A 20381-nucleotide genomic window follows, 5' to 3' on the forward strand; every position below is an offset into this window, starting at 1 on the left:
CGGCGCAGCCCGAGCCAGCCGCGGCCCCGGAGCAGCCCGAGCCAGCCGCGGCCCCGGCCGGTGCCTCGTACGCCAGCCCGGCCCCGGCCACCGAGACCGCCGCCGCGCCGGCCCAGGCGGAGCGTGCGGCGCAGCCCGCCGCCGCCACGGCGGCCAGCGCGAACGGCGACGGCGGCTACGTCACCCCGCTGGTGCGCAAACTCGCCGCCGAGCAGGGCGTCAGCCTGAGCGAGGTGCGGGGTACCGGCGTCGGCGGCCGGATCCGCAAGCAGGACGTACTGTCCGTGGCCGAAGCCGCCCGGGCCGCCGCCGAGCGGGCCAAGTCGGCACCGACCGCCGCCGCGCCAGCGGCGAAACCGCAGCCGAGCCCGCTGCGGGGGCGTACCGAGAAGATGACCCGGACCCGGACCGTCATCGCCAAGCGGATGTTCGAGTCGTTGCAGAGCTCGGCCCAGCTGACCACGGTGGTCGAGGTCGACGTGACCAAGATCGCCCGGTTGCGGGCCAAGGTGAAGGGCGACTTCCTGGCCAAGCACGGCGTCAAGCTGTCGTTCCTGCCGTTCTTCGCGCTGGCCGCGGTGGAGGCGCTGCGCACCTACCCAGTGGTCAACGCCTCGATCGACATGCAGGGCGGCACCATCACCTACCCCGACGGCGAACACCTCGGCATCGCGGTGGACACCGACCGGGGCCTGCTGGTCCCGGTGATCAGCGACGCCGGTGACCTCAACCTGGGCGGGCTGGCCCGACGGATCGCCGACGTGGCGGAGCGGACCCGGACCAACAAGATCGGTCCGGACGAGCTCTCCGGCGCGACCTTCACGCTGACCAACACCGGCAGCCGGGGCGCGCTGTTCGACACGCCGATCGTCCCCTCGCCGCAGGCGGCGATCCTGGGCACCGGCGCGGTGGTCAAACGGGCCGCGGTGGTAACCGATCCCGAGCTGGGTGAGGTGATCGCACCTCGGTCGATGGTCTTCCTGGCGCTGTCCTACGATCACCGGCTGGTCGACGGTGCCGATGCCGCCCGGTTCCTCACCGCGGTGAAGGACCGGCTGGAGGCCGGCGCGTTCGAGGGCGAGCTCGGCCTGTCCTGATCCGGTGACCGACACCGACGGCGCGAAGGGCGCCGGCCGTTCATCCGGCCGGCGCCCTTCGCCTGCGCCCACCGGAACGTACTCCGGCGTCCACCCAGGCTCGGGCACCGACGCCGATCGGTGAACCGGATCGGGACTCCCCGCATCTGCCGGCGCGCCCGTCGGCGAAGATGTCGGTATGCGCATCCTTCTGGCCGGCGCGTCCGGCTTCCTCGGCACCCGGCTCGTGGCCCGACTCCGCGCTGACGGGCACGACACCGTCCGACTGGTCCGACGACCGGCGCCGGGCCCGGGCGAGTTCACCTGGTCGCCGTCGGCCGGGCAGCTCGATCCGGCGGTACTCGCCGGCGTCTCGGCAGTGATCAATCTCGCCGGCGCCGGGGTGGGCGACAAGCGCTGGACCGACAGCTACAAGGCGCTGATCCGGTCCAGCCGGGTGGACAGCACCAGCACCCTCGCCACCGCGATCGCGGCACTGCCGGCCGCCGACCGGCCGTCGGTGCTGCTCAACTCCTCCGCCGTCGGCTGGTACGGCGACACCGGTGACCAGCCTGTCGAGGAGAACGCCCCGGCCGGCGAGGGGTTCCTGTCCGACGTCGCCCGGGTCTGGGAGGCCGCGACCGGTCCGGCCGAGGACGCCGGGGTACGGGTGGTCCGGCTGCGCACCGGTCTGCCGTTGCACCGCGACGGGGGCCTGCTCAAGCCGCAGTTGCTGCCGTTCCGGCTGGGGCTGGGCGGCAAGCTCGGCAGCGGTCGGCAGTGGGTGCCGTGGATCGCTCTGGCGGACTGGCTGGCCGCGGTGTCGTTCCTGCTGGAACGCGAGGACATCGCCGGGCCGGTCAACGTGGTGGGGCCGACGCCGGTGACCAACGCGGCGTTCGGCAAGGCGCTCGGGGCGGCGGTGCACCGGCCGGCCATCATGCCGATCCCGGCGCTCGCGCTGCAGGTGGCGCTCGGCGAGTTCGCCGTCGAGGCGCTACGCAGCGCCCGGGTGCTGCCCGGGGTGCTCAACCAGGCCGGGTTCGACTTCCAGTACCCGGATCTACCGCAAGCGCTGCAGGCCGCCCTGCACGACAGCTGAGCCGCTGCCGGGCAACTGGCCGCCGGTCTGGTGGGTGCCGGCCAACGCGGGGAGCAGCTCCGCGCCGACGGCCGCGATCTGCTCGTCGACGGCTGCCGGGCCGACGCCTTCGACCATCAACAACTGCCGGTGCACCCCGGTGACGGCGGCGCTCGCCGCCAGGTGCGCCGCGCACTCCTGCGCGCTGCCCAGTGGATGTGATCGCAGCAGGTGCTCGACGTACGCGGCGAGGTCTCGGTGCACCGGGGGCGTGCCGTCGATGCGGACGTACTCCCTGGTGGTGGCGAGCCAGGGTGGCAGCGTCCGACGCAGCTGACGCAGCGCGGCGGCCCGGTCGTCGGCGAGTCCGATCAGGTGGACCGAGGCGTGCGGTACCGCCGCCGGGTCGTGGCCGTGCTCCGCCGCGATGTCGGCGTAGCGCGCCAGCATGGCAGCCTTCGCCGCGTCGTCGTCGTGCACGCCGAGCAGCAGCGGCAGCGCTCGGCTGGCGGCCAGGGCGACAGTGGCCGGCGACGTCGCCGCCGCCCAGATCGGGATCGGCCGGGCCGGCCTGGGCACCACCGGCACGTCCTGGAAGGTGAAGAACTCGCCGTCGGCGTCGACCGTCGCGGCACCGGAGAGCCAGCGGCGCAGCAGATCGAGTGCTTCGGCGAAGCCCTGCTGGTAGCGGTCCAGGCCGGTGCCGAAGACCGTCAGGTCGACCCAGGGGCCCCCGCGGGCGACGCCGAGCCGGAAGCGCCCGCCGGAGACGGTGTCCAGCAGGATCGTCTCCTCGGCCAACGCGACCGGGTGCCGGTTGGACAGCACGGCAGCGGCGGTCCCGACGGCGATCCGGCTGGTCGCACCGAGCAGGTAGCCGGCCAGGGTGGTGGCCGACGGGCACTGCCCGTACGAGATGAAGTGGTGTTCGGCCAGCCACACGCCGCCGAGGCCGGCTGCCTCGGCGGCGCGGGCATACCCGACGGTGGCCGGCAGTCCGTGCGCCGCCAGCAGGAACAGATCCACTTCCGGCTGGTCACGGTCGCCGGCCACCGCCGGTACGGTCGGATCAGCAGTCACGCAGCTCGGGCGACTGGTTGCGCAGCTGGGCGACCGGGGAGATGAACCGTTGGTAGGTCTCGCCGCCGACGGCGGCGAGCTTGAAGGCGGCTACCCGGTGGCAGTTCTGGAAGGCCAGCTTCACGCCGAAGTGACGCTCCAGGCCGCCCCGGATCGCGTCGCTGGCCAGGGCCCGCAGTAGTTGGCCGCGCTCGGCCTCGCTCGGCGGCGGCACCGCGTGGTCGGCGAACTCGGCCGTGGTGCCCTGGGCCTGGGCGGCCACCTCGGACACCACCGACCAGGCGTACGGCAGGGACTGGCGTACGCAGTCGACGAACTCGGCGTCGTCGACCTGGCCGGCTTCGGCCCGCTCCAGCAGAGCGGCGGGTACGTCGAGGGACATGCTTTCTCCTCACGCAGATGGTCAGCGAACCAGGAGATCTGGTCCGAGGACGAACTCCGGATCGACCTGGTCGGCGAGGTTCTCACCGACCCGGTCGTTGGCCCAGGCGGCGGCGTTGCGTAGGTGGAACTCCACCGCCTGCCGGGTGTAGCTGGCCCAGTCCTGCACACAAGCATCGACGGTTGTACGCATCGTGTCCAGTGCGTCACGATTAGCTGGCTCCATCGCGGTGATCGGTTGGTGCTGGCCCCGTTCGGCCGCCTTGACGAAGCCAGAGCGACCGATCCAGGTCAACAGGTCGTCGCCGACGTGTTCGCGCAGGAAGTCCACGTCGGACTCATCGTCGATCTTGTTGCCGACCACGTGCACCCGCACCCCGTGGTCCCGGGCGTACCCGACGTACTGCCGGTAGACGCCGACGCTGCGTACCGTCGGCTCGCAGACCAGGAAGGTCGCGTCGAAGCGGGTGAACAACCCGGAGGCGAACGAGTCGGCGCCGGCGGTCATGTCGACGACGACGTATTCACCGGGGCCGTCGACGAGGTGGTTCAGCAGCAACTCCACCGCGCCGACCTTGGAGTGGTAGCAGGCGACACCGAGGTCGTCGGTGGCGAACGGGCCGGTGACCGCCAACCGGATGCCGGCGACCTCGCGGACCAACGCGTCGTAGACCGGGTTGGCACCGGCCACGGTGAGCAGCCGGGAACCGCGACCCGGCGGCGTCGTCTTGACCATCACGGCGGCCGAACTGATCCGCGGGTTGTCACCGCGCAGATACTCCTTGATGTCGACCATGTGGTCGCCGAGCGCCGGCAGCAGGACCGCCTCGTCGTCACTGGCACCGAGGGCGGCGGCGAGGTGCTGGTTGATGTCGGCGTCGATGGCCAGCAACGGGGCCGGGCGGGCGTCGGGGCCGGTGGTCGTGGCCGCCAGGTGGCGGGCGAACAGCGCGGCGAGGGTGGTCTTGCCACTGCCGCCCTTGCCGACAAAACAGATCTTCACCGCAGGTCTCCCCAAACAACTCAACAGGTACGGTTACATTGGAAGTCATTTCCAATAACTTCGTCAAGCTTAGGTACGTCACGGGCGTGTCGGGCGAAATTGGTAATCTCCGCCGGTGCCAGCCGCCGTGTCCCCACTGCCCGACGCCGACGCCCACCCCGACGACGAGTCGTCCGGCGACGGCGCGCCCACCCGGGCCGACCAGGGGCAGCCGGCCGCGGTCCGCCGCCGCGGGCGACGCGCCGACCTCACCGTGGCCACGGTCGCGCTGGCCCTCGCCGGTTGGGTCACCAGCGGCCTGTGGGTCGGCCCGAACAGCCGGGCGATCACCGTCAACTCCAGCGACCAGGCGCTGTTCGAGTGGCTGCTGTCCTACGGCGCGTACGCGCTGACCCACGGCGAGAACCCGCTGTTCACGTACCTGCTCAACGCGCCGGACGGGGTCAACCTCGCGGTCAACACCTCGATCACCGTCTACGCGGTGATCTTCGCACCGCTGACGTTCCTGATCGGACCGCCGGCCACCTTCCTGGTGATCCTCACACTCAACCTGGCCGGCACCGGCTTCGCCTGGTACTGGCTGCTGTCCCGGCTGCGCCCGGGTACCCCCGGCGGCACCGGCTCGGTCGGCGAACCGTTCGTGTCGTCCCGGCTCGCCGCCGCCGTCGGCGGACTGTTCTGCGGCTTCGCGCCGGCCATGGTCTCGCACGCCAACGCCCACCTCAACTGGACCGCCGGCTGGCTGGTGCCGGTTGTCGTCTGGTGGGTGCTGGCACTGCGCGGACGACCCGGGGCACGACCGCTGGCCGCCGGCGGCTGGGCCCGCAACGGACTGATCCTCGGCGCGCTCGTCGCCGGCTCCTTCTCCATCGCCGCCGAGGGCCTGTTCTTCACCGCCCTAGCCTGCGGAGTCTTCCTCGGCGTCTGGGCGGCGGACCGCAGCCGCCGCGCCGAGGTACGCGACGCGCTCCCCCGGCTGCTGCGCGGCCTGGCGGTCACCGCCGCGGTGGCCACCACGTTGCTGGCGTACCCGCTGTGGTTGCACTTCTTCGGGCCGCAGGTGTTCCACGGCACCGGGTTCGACGCTCGGGTGCACAGCGAGGACCTCCTCGCCTACGGCGCGTTCCCGCAGCGGTCGCTGGCCGGCGTCGCCGGGCTCGGCACCGGGCTGGCACCGAACGAGACCGAGGAGAACAGCTTCTTCGGCGTACCGCTGCTGGTGTTGACCCTCGCCTGTCTGGTGCTGCTCTGGCGCGCGGCGTCGCCCGGTCGGCGGGCCACCCTGCGGGCGCTCGCCGTCACCGGAGCCGTGTTCACCGTGCTCTCCTGGGGGCCGCGGCTGAAGTTCGACGGCACCATCACCGACATCGGGCTGCCGTACGCCCCACTGGCCGGTGCCCCGATCTTCAACGCCGCGCTACCGGCACGGCTGGCGATGGTCGTCACCCCGATCATCGGCATCCTGCTCGCCCTCGCCGTCGACCACCTGCTCCGCAGCGCGGCACCCCGCCGGATGCTGTGGGCGGGTGCGTTCGCCGTGGCGCTGCTGCCGCTGATCCCGGTCAGCCTGCTCACCGTCGAACGGGAGCCGATCCCCACCTTCATCACCTCCGGTGCCTGGCGCGAGCACGTCAGCCAGGGCGGGGTGCTCGCCCCGGTGCCGTTCACCCTCGACGTGCTACCCGACGGGCAGCGCTGGCAGGCCCACGCCTTCGCCCACCGGCAGGGCGAGTTCGCCATCCCGTCCGGCTTCTTCCTCGGCCCGGGCGGTCCGGACGGTCGGGGCCGGATCGGACCGGTCCCGCGCGCCACCGACGGGCTGCTGCACGAGGTGGCCCGGACCGGGGTGGTGCCACCGATCGACGACACCGACCGGGCGGCCGCCCGCGCCGACCTGAACCACTGGGGTGCCGAGGCCGTCGTGCTGGCCGACCAGGTGCACGGGGCCAAGTTCCCGGTCGACGCCGAGGCGCTGCTGACGGCCACCACCGAACTGCTCGGACCGCCGCAGCGGGTCGTCGACGTCTGGCTCTGGCCCGCCCCGGCCGGCGGCTGGTGATCGCCGCCACGGATCGGCCGGACCGGCCGGTGACGCATTACCCTGGTCGGTGTGACCAGCACCGTTTCGCGTCTGCGTAGTGTCCGCGCCGGAGTCGTCGAGTACCAGAGCGCCTGGCAGGAGCAGCGTCGGCTGCACGCCGCCGTCGTGGCCGGCGAGGAGCCGGACACGGTGCTGCTGCTGGAACACCCGGCGGTCTACACCGCCGGCAAACGTACCGAGGCGTGGGACCGCCCGATGGACGGCACCCCGGTGGTCGATGTCGACCGGGGCGGCAAGATCACCTGGCACGGCCCCGGGCAGCTGGTCGGCTATCCGATCGTGCGCCTGCCCGAGCCGATCGACGTGGTCGCCTACGTACGCCGGGTCGAACAGCTGCTGATCGACGTGTGTGCCGAGCTCGGGTTGGCCACCACCCGGCTGCAGGGGCCGAACCACAGTGGAGTGTGGGTGCCCGAGGACGACCGTGGCCCGGCCCGAAAGGTGGCGGCGATCGGCATCCGGGTGGCCCGGGGGGTCACCCAGCACGGCTTCGCCATCAACTGCGACCCCGACCTGACGGCGTACGACCGGATCGTGCCCTGCGGCCTGCGCGACGTCGGGGTGACGTCCCTCGCCGCCGAGCTGGGCCGGCCGGTCACCGTCGCCGAGGTGCTGCCCGTCGTCGAGCGGCACCTGCCGACGCTCGGCTGACGGCGCCGATCTGTGGGCCGCGCAGGCCGATGTGTCGCGCGGGCCGGGTGAGCGAACTCACCCGGCCCGGCCCCGTGGGTGGGTCGGCTGATCCCCCGGCGGGACACCGGTCGGCGTAGGCTGACAAGGGTGACTATTGCTCCCGAGGGACGACGCCTACTGCGCCTGGAGGCCCGAAACGCCGAGACCCCGATCGAGCGGAAACCCCCGTGGATCAAGGTCAAGGCCAAAATGGGGCCGGAGTTCACCCAGTTGCGTGGGTTGGTGCAGCGCGAAGGGCTGCACACCGTCTGTCAGGAGGCCGGCTGCCCCAACATCTACGAATGTTGGGAAGACCGCGAGGCCACCTTCCTGATCGGCGGCGACCAGTGCACCCGGCGCTGTGACTTCTGCCAGATCGACACCGGCCGGCCCGCCGAGTTCGACGCCGACGAGCCCCGCCGCGTCGGCGAGTCGGTCGCCACCATGGGGTTGCGGTACGCGACCGTCACCGGCGTCGCCCGTGACGACCTGCCCGACGGCGGTGCCTGGCTGTACGCCGAGACCGTCCGGCAGATCCACGCGCTGCAGCCCGGCTGCGGGGTGGAGCTGCTGATCCCGGACTTCAACGGCGACGCCGGCCAGCTCGGTGCGGTCTTCGCCGCCCGGCCAGAGGTGCTCGCCCACAACGTCGAGACGGTGCCCCGGATCTTCAAGCGGATCCGGCCCGCCTTCCGGTACGACCGCTCGCTCGGCGTACTCACCCGGGCCCGGGCCGACGGCCTGGTCACCAAGTCCAACCTCATCCTCGGCCTCGGCGAGGAACGCGCCGAGGTGTCGCAGGCGTTGCGGGACCTGCACGACGCCGGCTGTGAGCTGATCACCATCACCCAGTACCTGCGGCCGACCCCACGCCACCACCCGGTGGAACGGTGGGTCAAGCCGGAGGAGTTCGTCGAGTTGCGCGACGAGGCCGAGCAGATCGGATTCGCCGGAGTGATGAGCGGCCCGCTGGTGCGTTCGTCGTACCGCGCCGGGCGCCTCTACCAGCAGGCGTTGCGACACCGCGAGGCCGCGCCGGCCGTCGGCTGAGCCCCGCGCCGGCGGTCGGTCACCTGCGGGCTGCGGGCTCGCCTGCGGCAACTAGACTGCCTCGCATGGCGAAACCCCAGGAGAAGGTGTCGTTCGGCCAGCGGCTGAAGCAGATCGGCATGGTGTTCTCGTTCACCGCCAAGCGCGACAAGTGGTTCGTGCCGCTGGCGGTGGCCGCCGTCGTGCTTCCGCTGGCGATCACCGTGCCGGTCGTCATGGCCTGGGGTTGGTTGTGGCTGCCGATCGGCATCCTGCTGGCGCTGCTGGCGGTGCTGATCGTGCTCAACCTGCGATCGAACACGGCGATGATGAACGTCGCCGAGGGGCAGCCCGGTGCGGCGGCCTCGCTGCTGGAGAACATGCGCGGTGACTGGCGGGTCACGCCGGCGGTCAGCTCCACCACCCAGATGGACATGATCCACCTGGTGATCGGCCGCCCCGGGGTGATCCTGCTCGCCGAGGGCAACCCGCAGCGGGTACGCAGCCTGCTCGGTCAGGAGAAGCGCCGGCTGGCGAAGGTCATCGGCACCGCCCCGCTGTACGACTACGTGATCGGCACCGACGAAGGCGAGTTGTCCATCCGCAAGATGCGGATGACCCTGACCCGGCTGCCGCGCAATCTCACCGGCAAGGACGTCAACGCGTTGGACAGGCGACTGACCGCGCTGACCGCACGGCCGCAACTGCCCAAGGGCGCCATCCCGAAGAACATGCGCCCGGCCAAGGGCGCCTTCCGGCAGTCCCGCGGGCGCTGATCACCGACTCAGGGGAGGGCCGATGGGCCAGGGTGTGCACATGCAGGAGCTACCGGGCATCGGCAAGCGTTACGACGTCGATCTGGGCTCGCCCAGTCAGCGGGTGTCCGTGGTGGTACGCCGGGACGGCATCCGTGACCTGTACGTCTTCACCAGCCGCTCGGACGAGCCGACAGCGGTGCTGGAGCTGACCGAGGAGCAGTCCCGCAAGCTGGGGGCACTACTCGCCGGCACCTTCTTCGAAGCGTGAGCCGGGTCCGCGCCGGGCATCCCCGACGTCCGTGACGAGCGTGAGCCGCACCGCAGTCCCGACCGGGGCTGTCGGCGTAGCGCCGCCGCCTGGTTGGATACGGCATGCACGCTGACCTGATCGGTCTGGGCGCCCTGGTGCTCGTCGCCGGGCTGCTCGCTCGTGGCGGACGCCGGCTCGGCCTGCCCACTGTCCCGTTCTTCATGCTCACCGGCATCCTGCTGGGGCCGGCGACCCCGGGTCCGGTGCTGGTCGAACACCCCGAGGACCTCGCCATCCTGGCCGCGCTCGGGCTGGTGCTGCTGCTGTTCAGCCTCGGGGTGGAATTCCCGGTCGAGCAGGTGCTGGCCAGCGGACGCCGGCTGTTCATCGCCGCCGGCAGCTACATCGCGATGAACGTCAGCGCCGGCCTGGGACTCGGCTTCGCCCTCGGCTGGGGCACACCAGAGGCGCTGGTGATCGGCGGCGCGTTGGGCATCTCCTCGTCGGCGATCGCCACCAAGCTGCTGATCGAGTTGCGCCGGCTGACCAACGCCGAGACGCCGGTGATCCTGGGCATCATCGTGATCGAGGATCTGTTCCTCGCCTTCTACCTGGCGATGCTCACCCCGGTCCTGTCGCCGTCCGGCTCGGCCGGGCAACTGGTGCTGGACATCGCGATCAGTTTCGGCTTCCTGTTGCTGCTGTTCGCCGTGGCCCGCTTCGGTGCCCGCGCGGTCGGCCGGCTGATCGGCAGCCACGAGGACGAGATCCTGGTGATCCTGGTCGTCGGGCTGGTGCTGCTGGTCGCCGGGATCTCCGCCGACGTCGGGGTCTCCGACGCCATCGGCGCGCTGATGATCGGTCTGGTGATCTCGCGGACCACGGTCCGGGAGCGGGTCGAACGGCTGACCATGCCGTTGCGGGACCTGTTCGCCGCCGTCTTCTTCGTCGCGTTCGGGCTCAGCATCGACGTCGGCGAACTCGGTGCGGTGGCGGTCCCGGTCCTGATGGCGGTGTTGCTCACGTTGACGGTGAACGTCGCGGCCGGGCTGGTGACGGCGGCGTTGTTCGGGTTCAACCACCGGGGCGCGGCCAATGTCGGGCTCACGGTGCTGGGCCGGGGCGAGTTCTCGCTGATCCTGGCCACGCTGGCGTTGGCCGCAGGTCTGGACGCCCGGATCGGACCGTTTGTCGCCCTGTACGTCCTGATCCTCGCGGTACTCAGCCCGATGTTGGCGACGCATTCGCGCTATCTGGCCCGGGTCATCCCGGACTGGCTGCTGCGGTCCCGCTGGCGGTACGTGCGGGAGGAGACGATGAGTACCGCCTGCACCCACCTCGCGCTGGTGACCGTGACCGAGACGGACACCCGCGAGTGTGCGTACTGCGCCGAGACCGGCGACGACTGGGTGGAGTTGCGGATGTGTCTGACCTGCGGGGCGGTGCGCTGCTGTGACGACTCGGTGAACAAGCACGCGACGGCGCACTTCGCCGAGACCGGGCATCCGCTGATGCGTTCGCTGCAGCCGGGTGAGGACTGGTGGTACTGCTTCGAGGACCGGACTCTGGTCCGACAGCCGATGGGCAGCCACCCGACCGGGGGCACACCGACGGACAGCAAACCGACGTCGGCGACGTGAGGCGGGCCGGCCGTGCGCAGCCCGGTCAGCTGTTCGGGACGGGCAGGACGATCGATCCGGCGACGCGGTCGTGTGCGCCGCGCCGCCGCTCGTCCATCAGGAGCGGCGGAACCACGAGGGCGAGCAGCAGTCCGCGGAGAAACGCGCGGAAAACGCCGATCCGACCGCCATCGGCCGCCGAGACGCACCGGATCCGAGTCAGCCACATTCCCGGGGTTTGGGCGAACAGACCGATGAAGAACGCGTACTCGAGGATCAGCACGACGACCGGCGGCCAGCCGGACCGGACCGGATCGGCGAAGAAACCCGCGATGAGCACGCAAAGTAACCAGTCAATCACGATGGCAGCGGTTCGGCGGAGGAGGCTGGGCACCTCGGCACCCGACCAACCGGAGCCCTGGGGCGTCCCGTTTGCGCCTGCTGCCACACCCGCACCTCTCCCGATACCCACGAACGGCCAGAGTAGCCCGAGCCATCTGCCGTATCCTGCGGGGGACGATTGGTCGGGATCACGCTCCGCACGGGACGTAACACGGCAGAAACATTAGAGACACCGTGGGGCAACCCCCCGGCCATAGCGTCGCGACCAGCATAGCCATCAGTGCGACGTGCCAGGAGGACGTGTGTTCGCCAATCCCGAGGAACTACTGCGGTACCTCAAAGACGAGGGCGTGAAATTCGTCGACGTACGCTTCTGTGACCTGCCCGGCGTGATGCAGCACTTCAACCTGCCGGTTGAGTCCGTCGATGAGGACATTTTCACCACCGGCCTCGCCTTCGACGGGTCTTCGATCCGTGGTTTCCAGGCGATCCACGAGTCGGACATGCTGCTGTTGCCGGATGTCGCCACCGCTTTCATCGACCCGTTCCGGATCGAGAAGACGCTGGCGCTCAACTTCTTCATCCACGACCCGTTCACCCGCGAGGCCTACTCCCGGGATCCCCGCAACGTGGCCAAGAAGGCCGAGGCGTACCTGGCGGCCAGTGGTATCGCCGACACCGCCTACTTCGGCCCCGAGGCGGAGTTCTACATCTTCGACTCGATCCGCCACGAGACCGCGGCGAACCAGGCCTTCTACTACATCGACTCGATCGAGGGCGCCTGGAACACCGGTCGCGAGGAAGAGGGCGGCAACCGCGGTTACAAGACCGCGTACAAGGGTGGCTACTTCCCGGTGCCGCCGGTCGACCACTACGCCGACCTGCGCGACCAGATCGTACGCAAGCTGATCGACACCGGCTTCACCGTTGAGCGCTCGCACCACGAGGTCGGCACCGCCGGCCAGGCCGAGATCAACTACAAGTTCTCCACCCTGCTGCACGCGGGTGACCAGCTGCAGCTGTTCAAGTACATCGTGAAGAACACCGCCTGGTCCGCCGGCAAGACCGCGACCTTCATGCCGAAGCCGCTGTTCGGCGACAACGGCTCCGGCATGCACACCCACCAGAGCCTCTGGCTCAACGGTGAGCCGCTGTTCTACGACGAGACCGGCTACGCCGGGCTGTCGGACATGGCCCGCTGGTACATCGGCGGTCTGCTGCACCACGCGCCGTCGCTGCTGGCCTTCACCAACCCGACGGTGAACTCCTACCGCCGGCTCGTGGCAGGCTTCGAGGCACCGGTCAACCTGGTGTACTCGCAGCGCAACCGGTCCGCCTGCACGCGTATCCCGGTCACCGGCAGCAACGCCAAGGCCAAGCGGGTCGAGTTCCGGGTGCCAGACCCGTCGGCCAACGTCTACCTGGCCTTCTCGGCCATGTTGATGGCCGGCCTGGACGGCATCAAGAGCAAGATCGAGCCGCCGACGCCGATCGACAAGGACCTGTACGACCTGCCGCCGGAGGAGTGGGGCGACGTCAAGCAGGTGCCGGGCTCGCTGCCGGCGGTGCTCGACTCGTTGGAGGCCGACCACGACTTCCTGCTGGAGGGCGGCGTTTTCACGCCGGACCTCATCTCCACCTGGGTCGACTGGAAGCGGGCCAACGAGGTCGACCCGGTCCGTCTGCGGCCGACCCCGCACGAGTTCGCGATGTACTACGACTGCTGATCCACCCAACGGCGGCGGGGCCGGGTGCGAGCGTGACGCTCGCACCCGGCCCCGCCGCCGTTCCCGGCGACCTTCCCGGCGATCTTGCACTTATCGACGGACAATGCCGACAAATCTTCTCGATAACCGCAAGATCGCCGGGAGGATCGTCGGGGATCGGGTGGCGGTGCGGACGACGAGGACGGCGATCAGACCGCACATGGCGAACGTGCCGGGTGCCTTGGTCATCGCAGCGATCCCCGAGCCGTCCGGCAGGACGAGGAAACAGCAGACCGCAACCGGCAGCAGAAACCATTGGGTGCGGTACGCGGCCGCCGCCAGCAACGCCAACGGCCACACCAGATACCACGGGTAGAAGACCGGCGCCGCCACCAACGTCGCGGCGAGGGCGGTCCCCGCTCCGTACACCGCCAGTCCGCAGTCCTGGGTCGACGTCGCGCCGGACGACTCCGGCACCGGGACCGCCCGCCCATCGTTGCTGCGCCAGGCCGCGAGCGGGCCACCGCCCCGCCACACCCACCACCACGACACCACCAGGAATCCGGCGAGCAGCGCCAACGCCACGACCCGGGCCACCCCGACCGCCGACAGCTGCACACCGACCGCCCGACCGAGGTACTCGGCCAACAGCCCGACGGCGGTCGGTGGGGACGTCCACTGCCGGGAGTCGCCACTGCGGGCCAGCCCGGCCACCCAACCCAGCCCCAGCCCCGACCCGGCCGAGGCCGCCGCGACCGCCGCCGCCGCGCCGAGCAGCACCGGCGCACCAGCCCGGACCAGTGCCGCCGGGCGGCGCGGACCGCTGACCGCGAGCACCGCCGCGAACGGCAGCACCACCAACGCCGTCGCCTTCACCCCCACCGCCAGACCGAGCAGCAGACCACCGGCGAACCGGGTGAACAGCGGCCCACCTGCGAACCGGGTGAACAGCGGCCCGCCGCCGAACCGGCCGGGCGGTGCCGCACCGGAGACCGGGGCCGCGCCCGCGACGATCGTCCACAGCCCGGCCACCAGCAGGCCGACCATCAGCGCGTCGTTGTGCCCGCCGGAGACCAGGTGCACCAGCACCACCGGGCAGGCCAGCGTCAGCCACAGCGCCCGGCCGGCCGGCAGCCCGCACCGCCGGGCCAACCCCGGCAGGGTGAGGGCGATCAGCAGCAACCCGGCCACGGCGAACAGCCGCAGCACCAGCACCGTGCCGGTCAGGCCGGCGCCGACGGTGACGGCGAGCCCGGCGAGCCACACGAAGACCGGACCGTACGGGGCCGGGCTGTCTCGCCACAGCGGGGCGACCGCGTCGATCCAGGGGCAGCCCTGGCCCGCGACACCGCCGTACGGATCCCCGCCGGCACGGTAGACCCAGCCCTGGCAGGCGTACGAGTAGATGTCCCGGCTGGCCAGCGGTGGCGCCACCAGCAGCGGCAGCGCCCACAGCCCGACGGTGACCAGCGCCCACCGTACCGACGGCACCCCGTGCCGCGCCGACCACCACGCCCAGACCAGCGCCGCCGTGCCGGCCAGCCAGGCGAGCACGCTCAACGCGCCCCGTCCGCTGGTGAACACGGCCCAGCCGGCCGCTGGCGGGTCGGGCAGCGCGCCGCCGAGGAACCCGGCGATCGCGAGTGCGACCGCGCCGGACAGTCCGGTCCAGCGGATCAGGTGGTGTCGCGCGCCGGTGGTCCCGGTGCGCTCAGGCACCGAGGACCCGCTCCGCCGCGGCTCGGCAGCGACGCGCGGTCCGCAGGTAGTAGTCGAGGAACTCGCCGGCGTCGTCACCGCCGAGCAGCCGCACGACGCCGGCGAGTTCGGTGCCGTGCCGGGGCAGCTGGTCGCTGGCCCGGCCACGGACCAGCATCAACGCGTTGCGTACCCGGGAGGCGAGGGTCCAGCCGGCCCGCAGCGCGGTGGCGTCGGCCGGGCCGATCAGCCCGGCGTCGCGGGCCGCCGCCAACGCGGCCAGGGTACGGGTGTCCCGCAGCGCCGGCACCGTGTGCGCGTGCCGCAGCTGGGTCAGCTGCACCGCCCACTCCACGTCGGCGAGACCGCCCCGGCCCAGCTTGGTGTGGGTGGCGGGGTCCGCTCCCCGAGGCAGCCGCTCGCTCTCCACCCTGACCTTGATCCGGCGGATCTCGACGATCTGGTCGCGGCTCAGCCCGCCGGCCGGGTAGCGGACCGGATCGGCGACCGCGACGAACTCCTCCCCCAGCGACCGGTCGCCGCAGACGAACCGGGCCCGCAGCAGGGCCTGCGCCTCCCACACCTTGGACCAGCGGGCGTAGTACTGCGCGTACGCGGCGAGGCTGCGTACCAGCGGTCCCTGCCGTCCTTCCGGCCGCAGGTCCGCGTCCACCCCGAGCGGCGGGTCCGGAGCGGGCATCCCGAGCAGCCGGCGCAGCTCCTCGGCGATCAGCCGGGCGGCGGCGCTGGCCTCGGAGTCGGCCAGCCCGGCCGGCGGGTCGTAGACGAACAGCACGTCCGCGTCGGACGAGTAGCCCATCTCGTATCCGCCGAGGCGGCCCATGCCGATGATGGCGAACCGTAGGCCGGTCGGCGGCGCCACGGTGGCGACGGCGACCCGCAAGGCGGCGGCCAGGGTCGCGTCGGTGACCGCCGACAGACCCGCGCCGACCCCGGTGACGTCCAGCCGACCCACCGTGTCGGCTGCCGGGGCCAGGGCACCTGCCCGGCTGAGCGCGTCGGCGCAGGCCAACCGGAGCAGCTCCCGGCGTCGCAGCGCCCGCACCGCCCGGACGGCCTGGGCCGCCTGCGCCGCCTCGGGCCGCTCGGCGCCGCCGGTGCCGAGGTGCCGGGCGGCGGCGGCATCGAAGCCGGCGGACAACACGGCCGCGTCCCGCGGGGCCAGCTCCGCGTCGGCGGCGAGCATCCGCAACGCCTCCGGCTCGCGGGCGAGCAGGTCGGCGGCGTAGCGGGACAACCCGAGGGTACGGGCGAGCCGGCCGGCGACCGGACCTTCGTCGCGCAACAGCCGCAGATACCAGGGGGTGCTGCCGAGCTTGTCGGACACCTGCCGGTAGCTGAGCAGACCCCGATCGGGTTCGGGGGCGTCGGCGAACTCCTGCAGCAGCACCGGCAGCAGGGTGCGTTGGATCGCGGCGGTCCGTGACACCCCGCCGGTGAGCGCCTCGAGATGCCGCAGCGCCCCGCCCGGGTCGGCGAACCCGAGCACTTCGAGGCGGCGGCGGGCGGCCTGCGGGGTCATCCGCAGCGATTCGGCCGGCACCCGGGCCACCGATTCGAGCAGCGGCCGGTAGAGCAGTTTGGCGTGCAGGCGGCGTACCTCGGTGGCGTGGCTGACCCACTCGGCCCGGAACGTCTCGACGGCGCTGGCGCTGGGCGTCGCGGTGTAGCCCAGGGCGTGGGCCAGCCAGCGCAGCGCGACCGGGTCGGCCGGCACCGTATGGGTGCGGCGCAGCCCTTGCAGTTGCAGCCGGTGCTCGACGCCGCGCAGGAAGCGGTAGCCGCGCAGCAGGGCTTCGCCGTCGGCCCGGCCGACGTAGCCGCCGGCGACCAACGCGCGCAGCGCCGGCAGGGTGCCGGGGGTACGCAGCGTCTCGTCGACCCGACCGTGCACCAGCTGCAGCAACTGGACGGCGAACTCGATGTCGCGCAGCCCGCCGGGGCCGCGTTTGATTTCGCGCTCCAGCTCCCGGGGTGGGACGTTCTCGATGATCCGGCGGCGCATGGCCCGGACGTCCTCGACCGCCTCGGGGCGCTCGGCGGCGTGCCACACCAGCGGGGAGAGCAGCTGCAGCCACTCGTGGGCCAGGTCGCGGTCACCGGCCGCCGGGCGGGCCTTGAGCAACGCCTGGAACTCCCAGGTGCGCGCCCAGCGCTGGTAGTAGGCGAGGTGGCTGCCCAGGGTACGGACCAGGGGTCCACGGCTGCCTTCGGGCCGCAGGGCGGCGTCCACCGGCCAGGCCACCAGGCCACAGATGTGGATCAGCCGGGTGGCCACCGTGGTGGCGGCAGTCAGGTCGGCGTCATCGGCGGCGACGAAGATGACGTCCACATCGGAGACGTAGTTGAGCTCGTCGCCACCGCATTTGCCCATCGCGACCACTGCCAGCCGGGGCGGGGGCGTGCCGTCGGGCAGTTCGGCGACCGCGATGTCGTAGGCGGCGCCGAGCGTGGCGTCGGCCAGGGCGGACAGCGCCGCCATCGTCTGCTCCAGGCATCGGCCCCCGGTCAGGTCTGCGGCGGCGATCCGCAGCAGGGCCAGCCGGTACGCCCGGCGCAGCGCGGCGATCGCCGGCCCGCCAGCGCGCACCTCGGGCGTCGCCGATCCCGGGTCGAGGCTGCCGTCGGCGGTGGGGGCGACCCCGTTCCGGCCGGTAGCGAGCACCTGCCACTGGTCGGGGTTGGCGACCAGATGGTCACCGAGGCTCGACGAGGCACCGAGGACGGCGACCAGCCGGCGGCGCAGCCCGGCGTCGGCGTACACGGCGTCGATCACCGGCGGACCGGTGTCGGCGCGGTCTCGCCGCTGCGCCTCGGCGAGCCGGTGCAGTTGCCGCAGCGCCAGGTCGGGATCGGCGGCCCGGGACAGCGCGGTCAGCAGCTCGGCGGCCGGTTCGTCGACCGGCTGCTGTGCCTGCGCGTCCCACAGCCCGAGCCCGTCCGGGCCGAGCAGCTCGGCGGCCCGGACGGTGTCCGTGCCGCTGACGTCGAAGCCGTAGCGGGCGAGGCGACCGGTGGCGCTGGTCGGTCTGGTCATCGGAGGCCTAACCGCCGAGCAGGGGGAGGGTCCGGCGGAAGTCGTCCGAGCCGGGCAGTTGGCCGAGGGCGAGGGCGGCGAACCGGGCGGCGAACGGCTGCCAAACGTCCTCGATTTCGCCGAGCACCTCGACGCAGGCGTCGACGACGACGTCGGCCGGCAGTCGCAGCTCGGCCAGGATGGTGCTTCCGGCCGCCCAGGTGCTGATCATGTCGCGGTCGCATTCGATGTGGAACTGCAGCCCCCAGGCCCGGTCCCCGAGCCGGAACGCCTGGTGCGGGTAGTGGGTCGAGGCCGCCAGCAGCACGGCACCGTGCGGCAACTCGGTGATCTCGTCGACGTGCCACTGCAGCACGTCCGGGGCGAGCGGCACGTAGCGGAACAGCGGGTCGGTGCCGGCGGCGTCCCGCTTGCCGACCAGGGCCGGGCCGATCTCGGGTCCGGCGGCGCTGCGTTCGACGGTGCCGGCGTGGGCGGTGGCGAGCAGTTGGGCACCCAGCCCGATGGCGAGGGTCGGAATCCGCTGCCGGACTGCCTTGCGCAGCAGCCCTTCGACAGCAGGCAACCAGCCAGCGCCCGGTTCTGGCCCAACGGCGGACGGACGGCCACCGAGGACGATCACCGCGGCGTGTCCGCCCGGGTCGGCGGGCACTGGGTCGTCTGCGTACGGGCGGTGCACCTGGGTCGGCAGGCCGGCCTCGGCGAGCCACTCCCCCAGCCGTCGCAGGTCGTCGGTCGGGTCGTTCTCGATCACCAGAGCGCTGCCCACGTGTCGAGGCTATCCAATCGGTCGCGGCGGTGACCGTAGGTGGTGCCTGCGTGCTCACGGTTGCGTACTCGTAAAATCTGCTCGCTCGGACCGGAACCTCCCATGATCTCGCGTCGGTGGTAGACCTGCTGGACATGGCGGCAGTACGCCGGGATCCGCTGGTGGTGTACGGCTACCGCGACATCACCGCGCTGCACCTGGCGCTGTGGCGGGGTGTCCGGTTGGCGACGGTAGGAGATCGGTGACGGTGCTGGAGGATTGGCACCTGCGCGGCCGCCGCGACGAGGCATAGCCGCCGACGCGCGGATACCGACGCGGTGGACTCGGCGGGCCCGCGCAGGGCCGCCTCGAGCTGGCCGGATTCCCAGTTCGTTGACAGCTTCGGCAGGGGTTGCGTTCAGTGCGGCCGGGCACCATCGGTCAGGTCACCGCACCACATCGAGACGACATTCGGAGGTTCGACTTGTCTAGAAGGCTCACGAAAAGGCGGGCGCTCGCGGGTCTGGCTGCGGCGGGTGTGCTCACCGTCGGGATCGCGGCGCCGACCATCGCCTCCGCTCAGGAGGGCGCCGAACCGAGCGCTAGCGCCAGTGCCGACGAATCGACCGGCGCTGAGCGTCAGGCGGCGAAGATGACCGAAATGGCCGAGGCGCTGGCCGCGGAACTCGGCGTCTCCGCCGACGACGTCACCGCTGCCCTGGAGAACATCCGTGAGGAGAGGGCCGGTGACCGGCCTGAACGCGGAGAGCGGCCGGAGGGGACGGCTGGCCGGCAGGCGGCACTGCAGAAGCGGCTCGACGCCGCAGTCGCCGACGGAAAGCTCACCCAGGCCGAGGCCGACGCGGTGCTCAAGGCGTACGACGAAGGGGTGCTCGCCGGCTCCGGACGCGGCGGCGGTCCGGGCCGTGGCGGCCTGATGGGCGGTGCGGACGACAAGCCGGAAGCTGCCCAGTCGCCGGACGGCACCTGACCCCCCGGAAGGTCCTGGCGCCGGAGCGCCCCTCGTGGGTTGCTCCGGTGCCAGGATCGTCTTCGCGCCGGCCGCGTCGCCCGGCCGCTGACATGGCCGTGCTGGCCGGCTGGGGGCTGCGGCCCCGGTTGGGCCGGCACGCACTGGGCCGGCACGGCTACCTGGCCGGCACCGACCGGCAGCGGGCCACCGATCTCGCCGAGGCGTTCGCCGACCCGGCGGTACGCGGCATTGTCTGCGCCCGGGGCGGCTACGGCACCCAGCGGGTGGTGGACCTGCTGGACATGGCGGCAGTACGCCGGGATCCGAAGGTGATGTGCGGCTACTCCGACATCACCGCGCTGCACCTGGCGCTGTGGCGAGGTGCCTGGTTGGCGACCGTACACGGGCCGACGGCACCCTGCTCGGCGGCAACCTGACCGTGCTCGCGGCCTCGGTGGGCACCGCCGACCTGCCGGACCTGACCGGAGCGATCCTGCTGATCGAGGAGATCGGTGAGCCGCCGTACCGGGTGGACCGGCTGCTCACCGAATTGCGCCGGGCCGGCGTGCTGGAGCACCTGGCCGGGGTCGCAGTCGGCCAGTTCACCGACTGCGCCGACTGGCACGGGGTGGACGTCGCCGCTGTACTCGCCGACCGGCTGGGGGACCTCGGCGTACCGGTGCTGGGCGGGCTGCCGCTCGGGCACGGCAGGTCGCCACGCAGCGTCGGCCTGGGTGTGCCGGCCGCGTTGGACCCGGCGGCCGGCACTCTGACGGTGTGGCCGGCGGTGCGCTGACCGCCGGCCG

General features: G+C 72.1%; 17 protein-coding genes and 2 pseudogenes. 12 read left to right on the top strand and 7 right to left on the bottom strand.

Annotated elements, in window-relative coordinates; translation table 11 throughout:
* Both sucB and ACFHVL_RS15280 read left to right on the top strand, forming a co-directional pair.
* Positions 1-1097, top strand: a 1097-nt coding sequence (gene sucB, locus ACFHVL_RS15275) for a 2-oxoglutarate dehydrogenase, E2 component, dihydrolipoamide succinyltransferase (RefSeq protein ID WP_416628507.1), incomplete at its 5' end; no start/stop codon positions are given.
* Positions 1098-1275: 178 nt separating this feature from the next.
* Positions 1276-2178, top strand: a complete 903-nt coding sequence (locus tag ACFHVL_RS15280; RefSeq protein WP_416628509.1) for a TIGR01777 family oxidoreductase — start codon at positions 1276-1278, stop codon at positions 2176-2178.
* Here ACFHVL_RS15280 and ACFHVL_RS15285 read toward each other — a convergent pair.
* The 3 genes from ACFHVL_RS15285 to ACFHVL_RS15295 are packed head-to-tail and all read right to left on the bottom strand — an operon-like array spanning position 2140 to position 4621.
* Positions 2140-3210, bottom strand: a complete 1071-nt coding sequence (locus tag ACFHVL_RS15285) for an LLM class flavin-dependent oxidoreductase (protein WP_416628511.1) — start codon at positions 3208-3210, stop codon at positions 2140-2142. The two genes, ACFHVL_RS15280 and ACFHVL_RS15285, sit on opposite strands and share 39 nt — an antisense overlap.
* A gap of 16 nt (positions 3211-3226) precedes the next feature.
* The gene (locus ACFHVL_RS15290) at positions 3227-3619 is read right to left on the bottom strand and encodes an SCO5389 family protein (protein ID WP_416628512.1); all 393 of its coding nucleotides are present in this window, start codon (positions 3617-3619) and stop codon (positions 3227-3229) included.
* A 21-nt stretch (positions 3620-3640) separates the two neighbouring features.
* On the bottom strand, positions 3641-4621 hold the full coding sequence (locus ACFHVL_RS15295) for an ATP-binding protein (RefSeq protein WP_416628513.1): 981 nt from the start codon (positions 4619-4621) through the stop codon (positions 3641-3643).
* 253 nt (positions 4622-4874) lie between these two features.
* On the opposite strand from ACFHVL_RS15295, the gene ACFHVL_RS15300 reads away from it, so the two are divergent.
* From ACFHVL_RS15300 to ACFHVL_RS15325, 6 genes are all read left to right on the top strand, one after another.
* The gene (locus ACFHVL_RS15300) at positions 4875-6680 is read left to right on the top strand and encodes a DUF2079 domain-containing protein (protein ID WP_416628617.1); all 1806 of its coding nucleotides are present in this window, start codon (positions 4875-4877) and stop codon (positions 6678-6680) included.
* 51 nt (positions 6681-6731) lie between these two features.
* Complete coding sequence (lipB, locus tag ACFHVL_RS15305) at positions 6732-7373, top strand: lipoyl(octanoyl) transferase LipB (protein ID WP_416628514.1); 642 nt, start codon at positions 6732-6734, stop codon at positions 7371-7373.
* Between the two features lie 129 nt (positions 7374-7502).
* A complete protein-coding gene (gene lipA / locus ACFHVL_RS15310; RefSeq protein WP_416628516.1) occupies positions 7503-8444 on the top strand; it encodes a lipoyl synthase in 942 nt (313 codons plus the stop codon).
* A 65-nt stretch (positions 8445-8509) separates the two neighbouring features.
* Positions 8510-9199 (top strand): DUF4191 domain-containing protein, encoded by a 690-nt coding sequence (locus tag ACFHVL_RS15315; RefSeq protein WP_416628517.1) that lies wholly within the window; start codon positions 8510-8512, stop codon positions 9197-9199.
* A 22-nt stretch (positions 9200-9221) separates the two neighbouring features.
* Positions 9222-9449, top strand: coding sequence for a potassium transporter TrkA (locus tag ACFHVL_RS15320; protein WP_416628518.1), 228 nt, complete (start codon positions 9222-9224; stop codon positions 9447-9449).
* 104 nt (positions 9450-9553) lie between these two features.
* On the top strand, positions 9554-11071 hold the full coding sequence (locus tag ACFHVL_RS15325) for a cation:proton antiporter (protein WP_416628519.1): 1518 nt from the start codon (positions 9554-9556) through the stop codon (positions 11069-11071).
* Positions 11072-11096: 25 nt separating this feature from the next.
* On the opposite strand, the gene ACFHVL_RS15330 is transcribed toward ACFHVL_RS15325, so the two are convergent.
* Positions 11097-11444, bottom strand: coding sequence for an RDD family protein (locus tag ACFHVL_RS15330; RefSeq protein ID WP_416628520.1), 348 nt, complete (start codon positions 11442-11444; stop codon positions 11097-11099).
* A 250-nt stretch (positions 11445-11694) separates the two neighbouring features.
* Between ACFHVL_RS15330 and glnA the strand changes: the two genes are divergently transcribed.
* Complete coding sequence (gene glnA, locus ACFHVL_RS15335) at positions 11695-13119, top strand: type I glutamate--ammonia ligase (protein ID WP_416628521.1); 1425 nt, start codon at positions 11695-11697, stop codon at positions 13117-13119.
* Positions 13120-13209: 90 nt separating this feature from the next.
* On the opposite strand, the gene mptB is transcribed toward glnA, so the two are convergent.
* The 3 genes from mptB to ACFHVL_RS15350 are packed head-to-tail and all read right to left on the bottom strand — an operon-like array spanning position 13210 to position 18623.
* Positions 13210-14817 (bottom strand): polyprenol phosphomannose-dependent alpha 1,6 mannosyltransferase MptB, encoded by a 1608-nt coding sequence (gene mptB / locus ACFHVL_RS15340; protein ID WP_416628522.1) that lies wholly within the window; start codon positions 14815-14817, stop codon positions 13210-13212.
* Positions 14810-17854 (bottom strand): bifunctional [glutamine synthetase] adenylyltransferase/[glutamine synthetase]-adenylyl-L-tyrosine phosphorylase, encoded by a 3045-nt coding sequence (locus ACFHVL_RS15345; RefSeq protein WP_416628523.1) that lies wholly within the window; start codon positions 17852-17854, stop codon positions 14810-14812. The genes mptB and ACFHVL_RS15345 overlap by 8 nt, the downstream gene beginning before the upstream one ends.
* A 7-nt stretch (positions 17855-17861) precedes the next feature.
* Positions 17862-18623 carry a type 1 glutamine amidotransferase gene (locus ACFHVL_RS15350; RefSeq protein WP_416628524.1) on the bottom strand — a complete coding sequence of 254 codons (762 nt, stop codon included), beginning with the start codon at positions 18621-18623 and terminating at the stop codon, positions 17862-17864.
* Positions 18624-18739: 116 nt separating this feature from the next.
* On the opposite strand from ACFHVL_RS15350, the pseudogene ACFHVL_RS15355 reads away from it, so the two are divergent.
* The 3 genes and pseudogenes from ACFHVL_RS15355 to ACFHVL_RS15365 all read left to right on the top strand — a co-directional run.
* A pseudogene (locus ACFHVL_RS15355) lies at positions 18740-18850 on the top strand (LD-carboxypeptidase); the annotation flags it as partial.
* Positions 18851-19086: 236 nt separating this feature from the next.
* Positions 19087-19593 (top strand): hypothetical protein, encoded by a 507-nt coding sequence (locus ACFHVL_RS15360; RefSeq protein ID WP_416628526.1) that lies wholly within the window; start codon positions 19087-19089, stop codon positions 19591-19593.
* Positions 19590-20371 (top strand): annotated as a pseudogene (locus tag ACFHVL_RS15365) (S66 peptidase family protein). Before ACFHVL_RS15360 ends, ACFHVL_RS15365 begins: the two are co-directional and overlap by 4 nt.
* The last annotated feature ends 10 nt before the right edge of the window (positions 20372-20381 follow it).

This window comes from Micromonospora sp. LOL_023 (genome assembly GCF_048060115.1).
In the GTDB taxonomy this organism is placed as follows: Bacteria; Actinomycetota; Actinomycetes; order Mycobacteriales; family Micromonosporaceae; genus Micromonospora_E.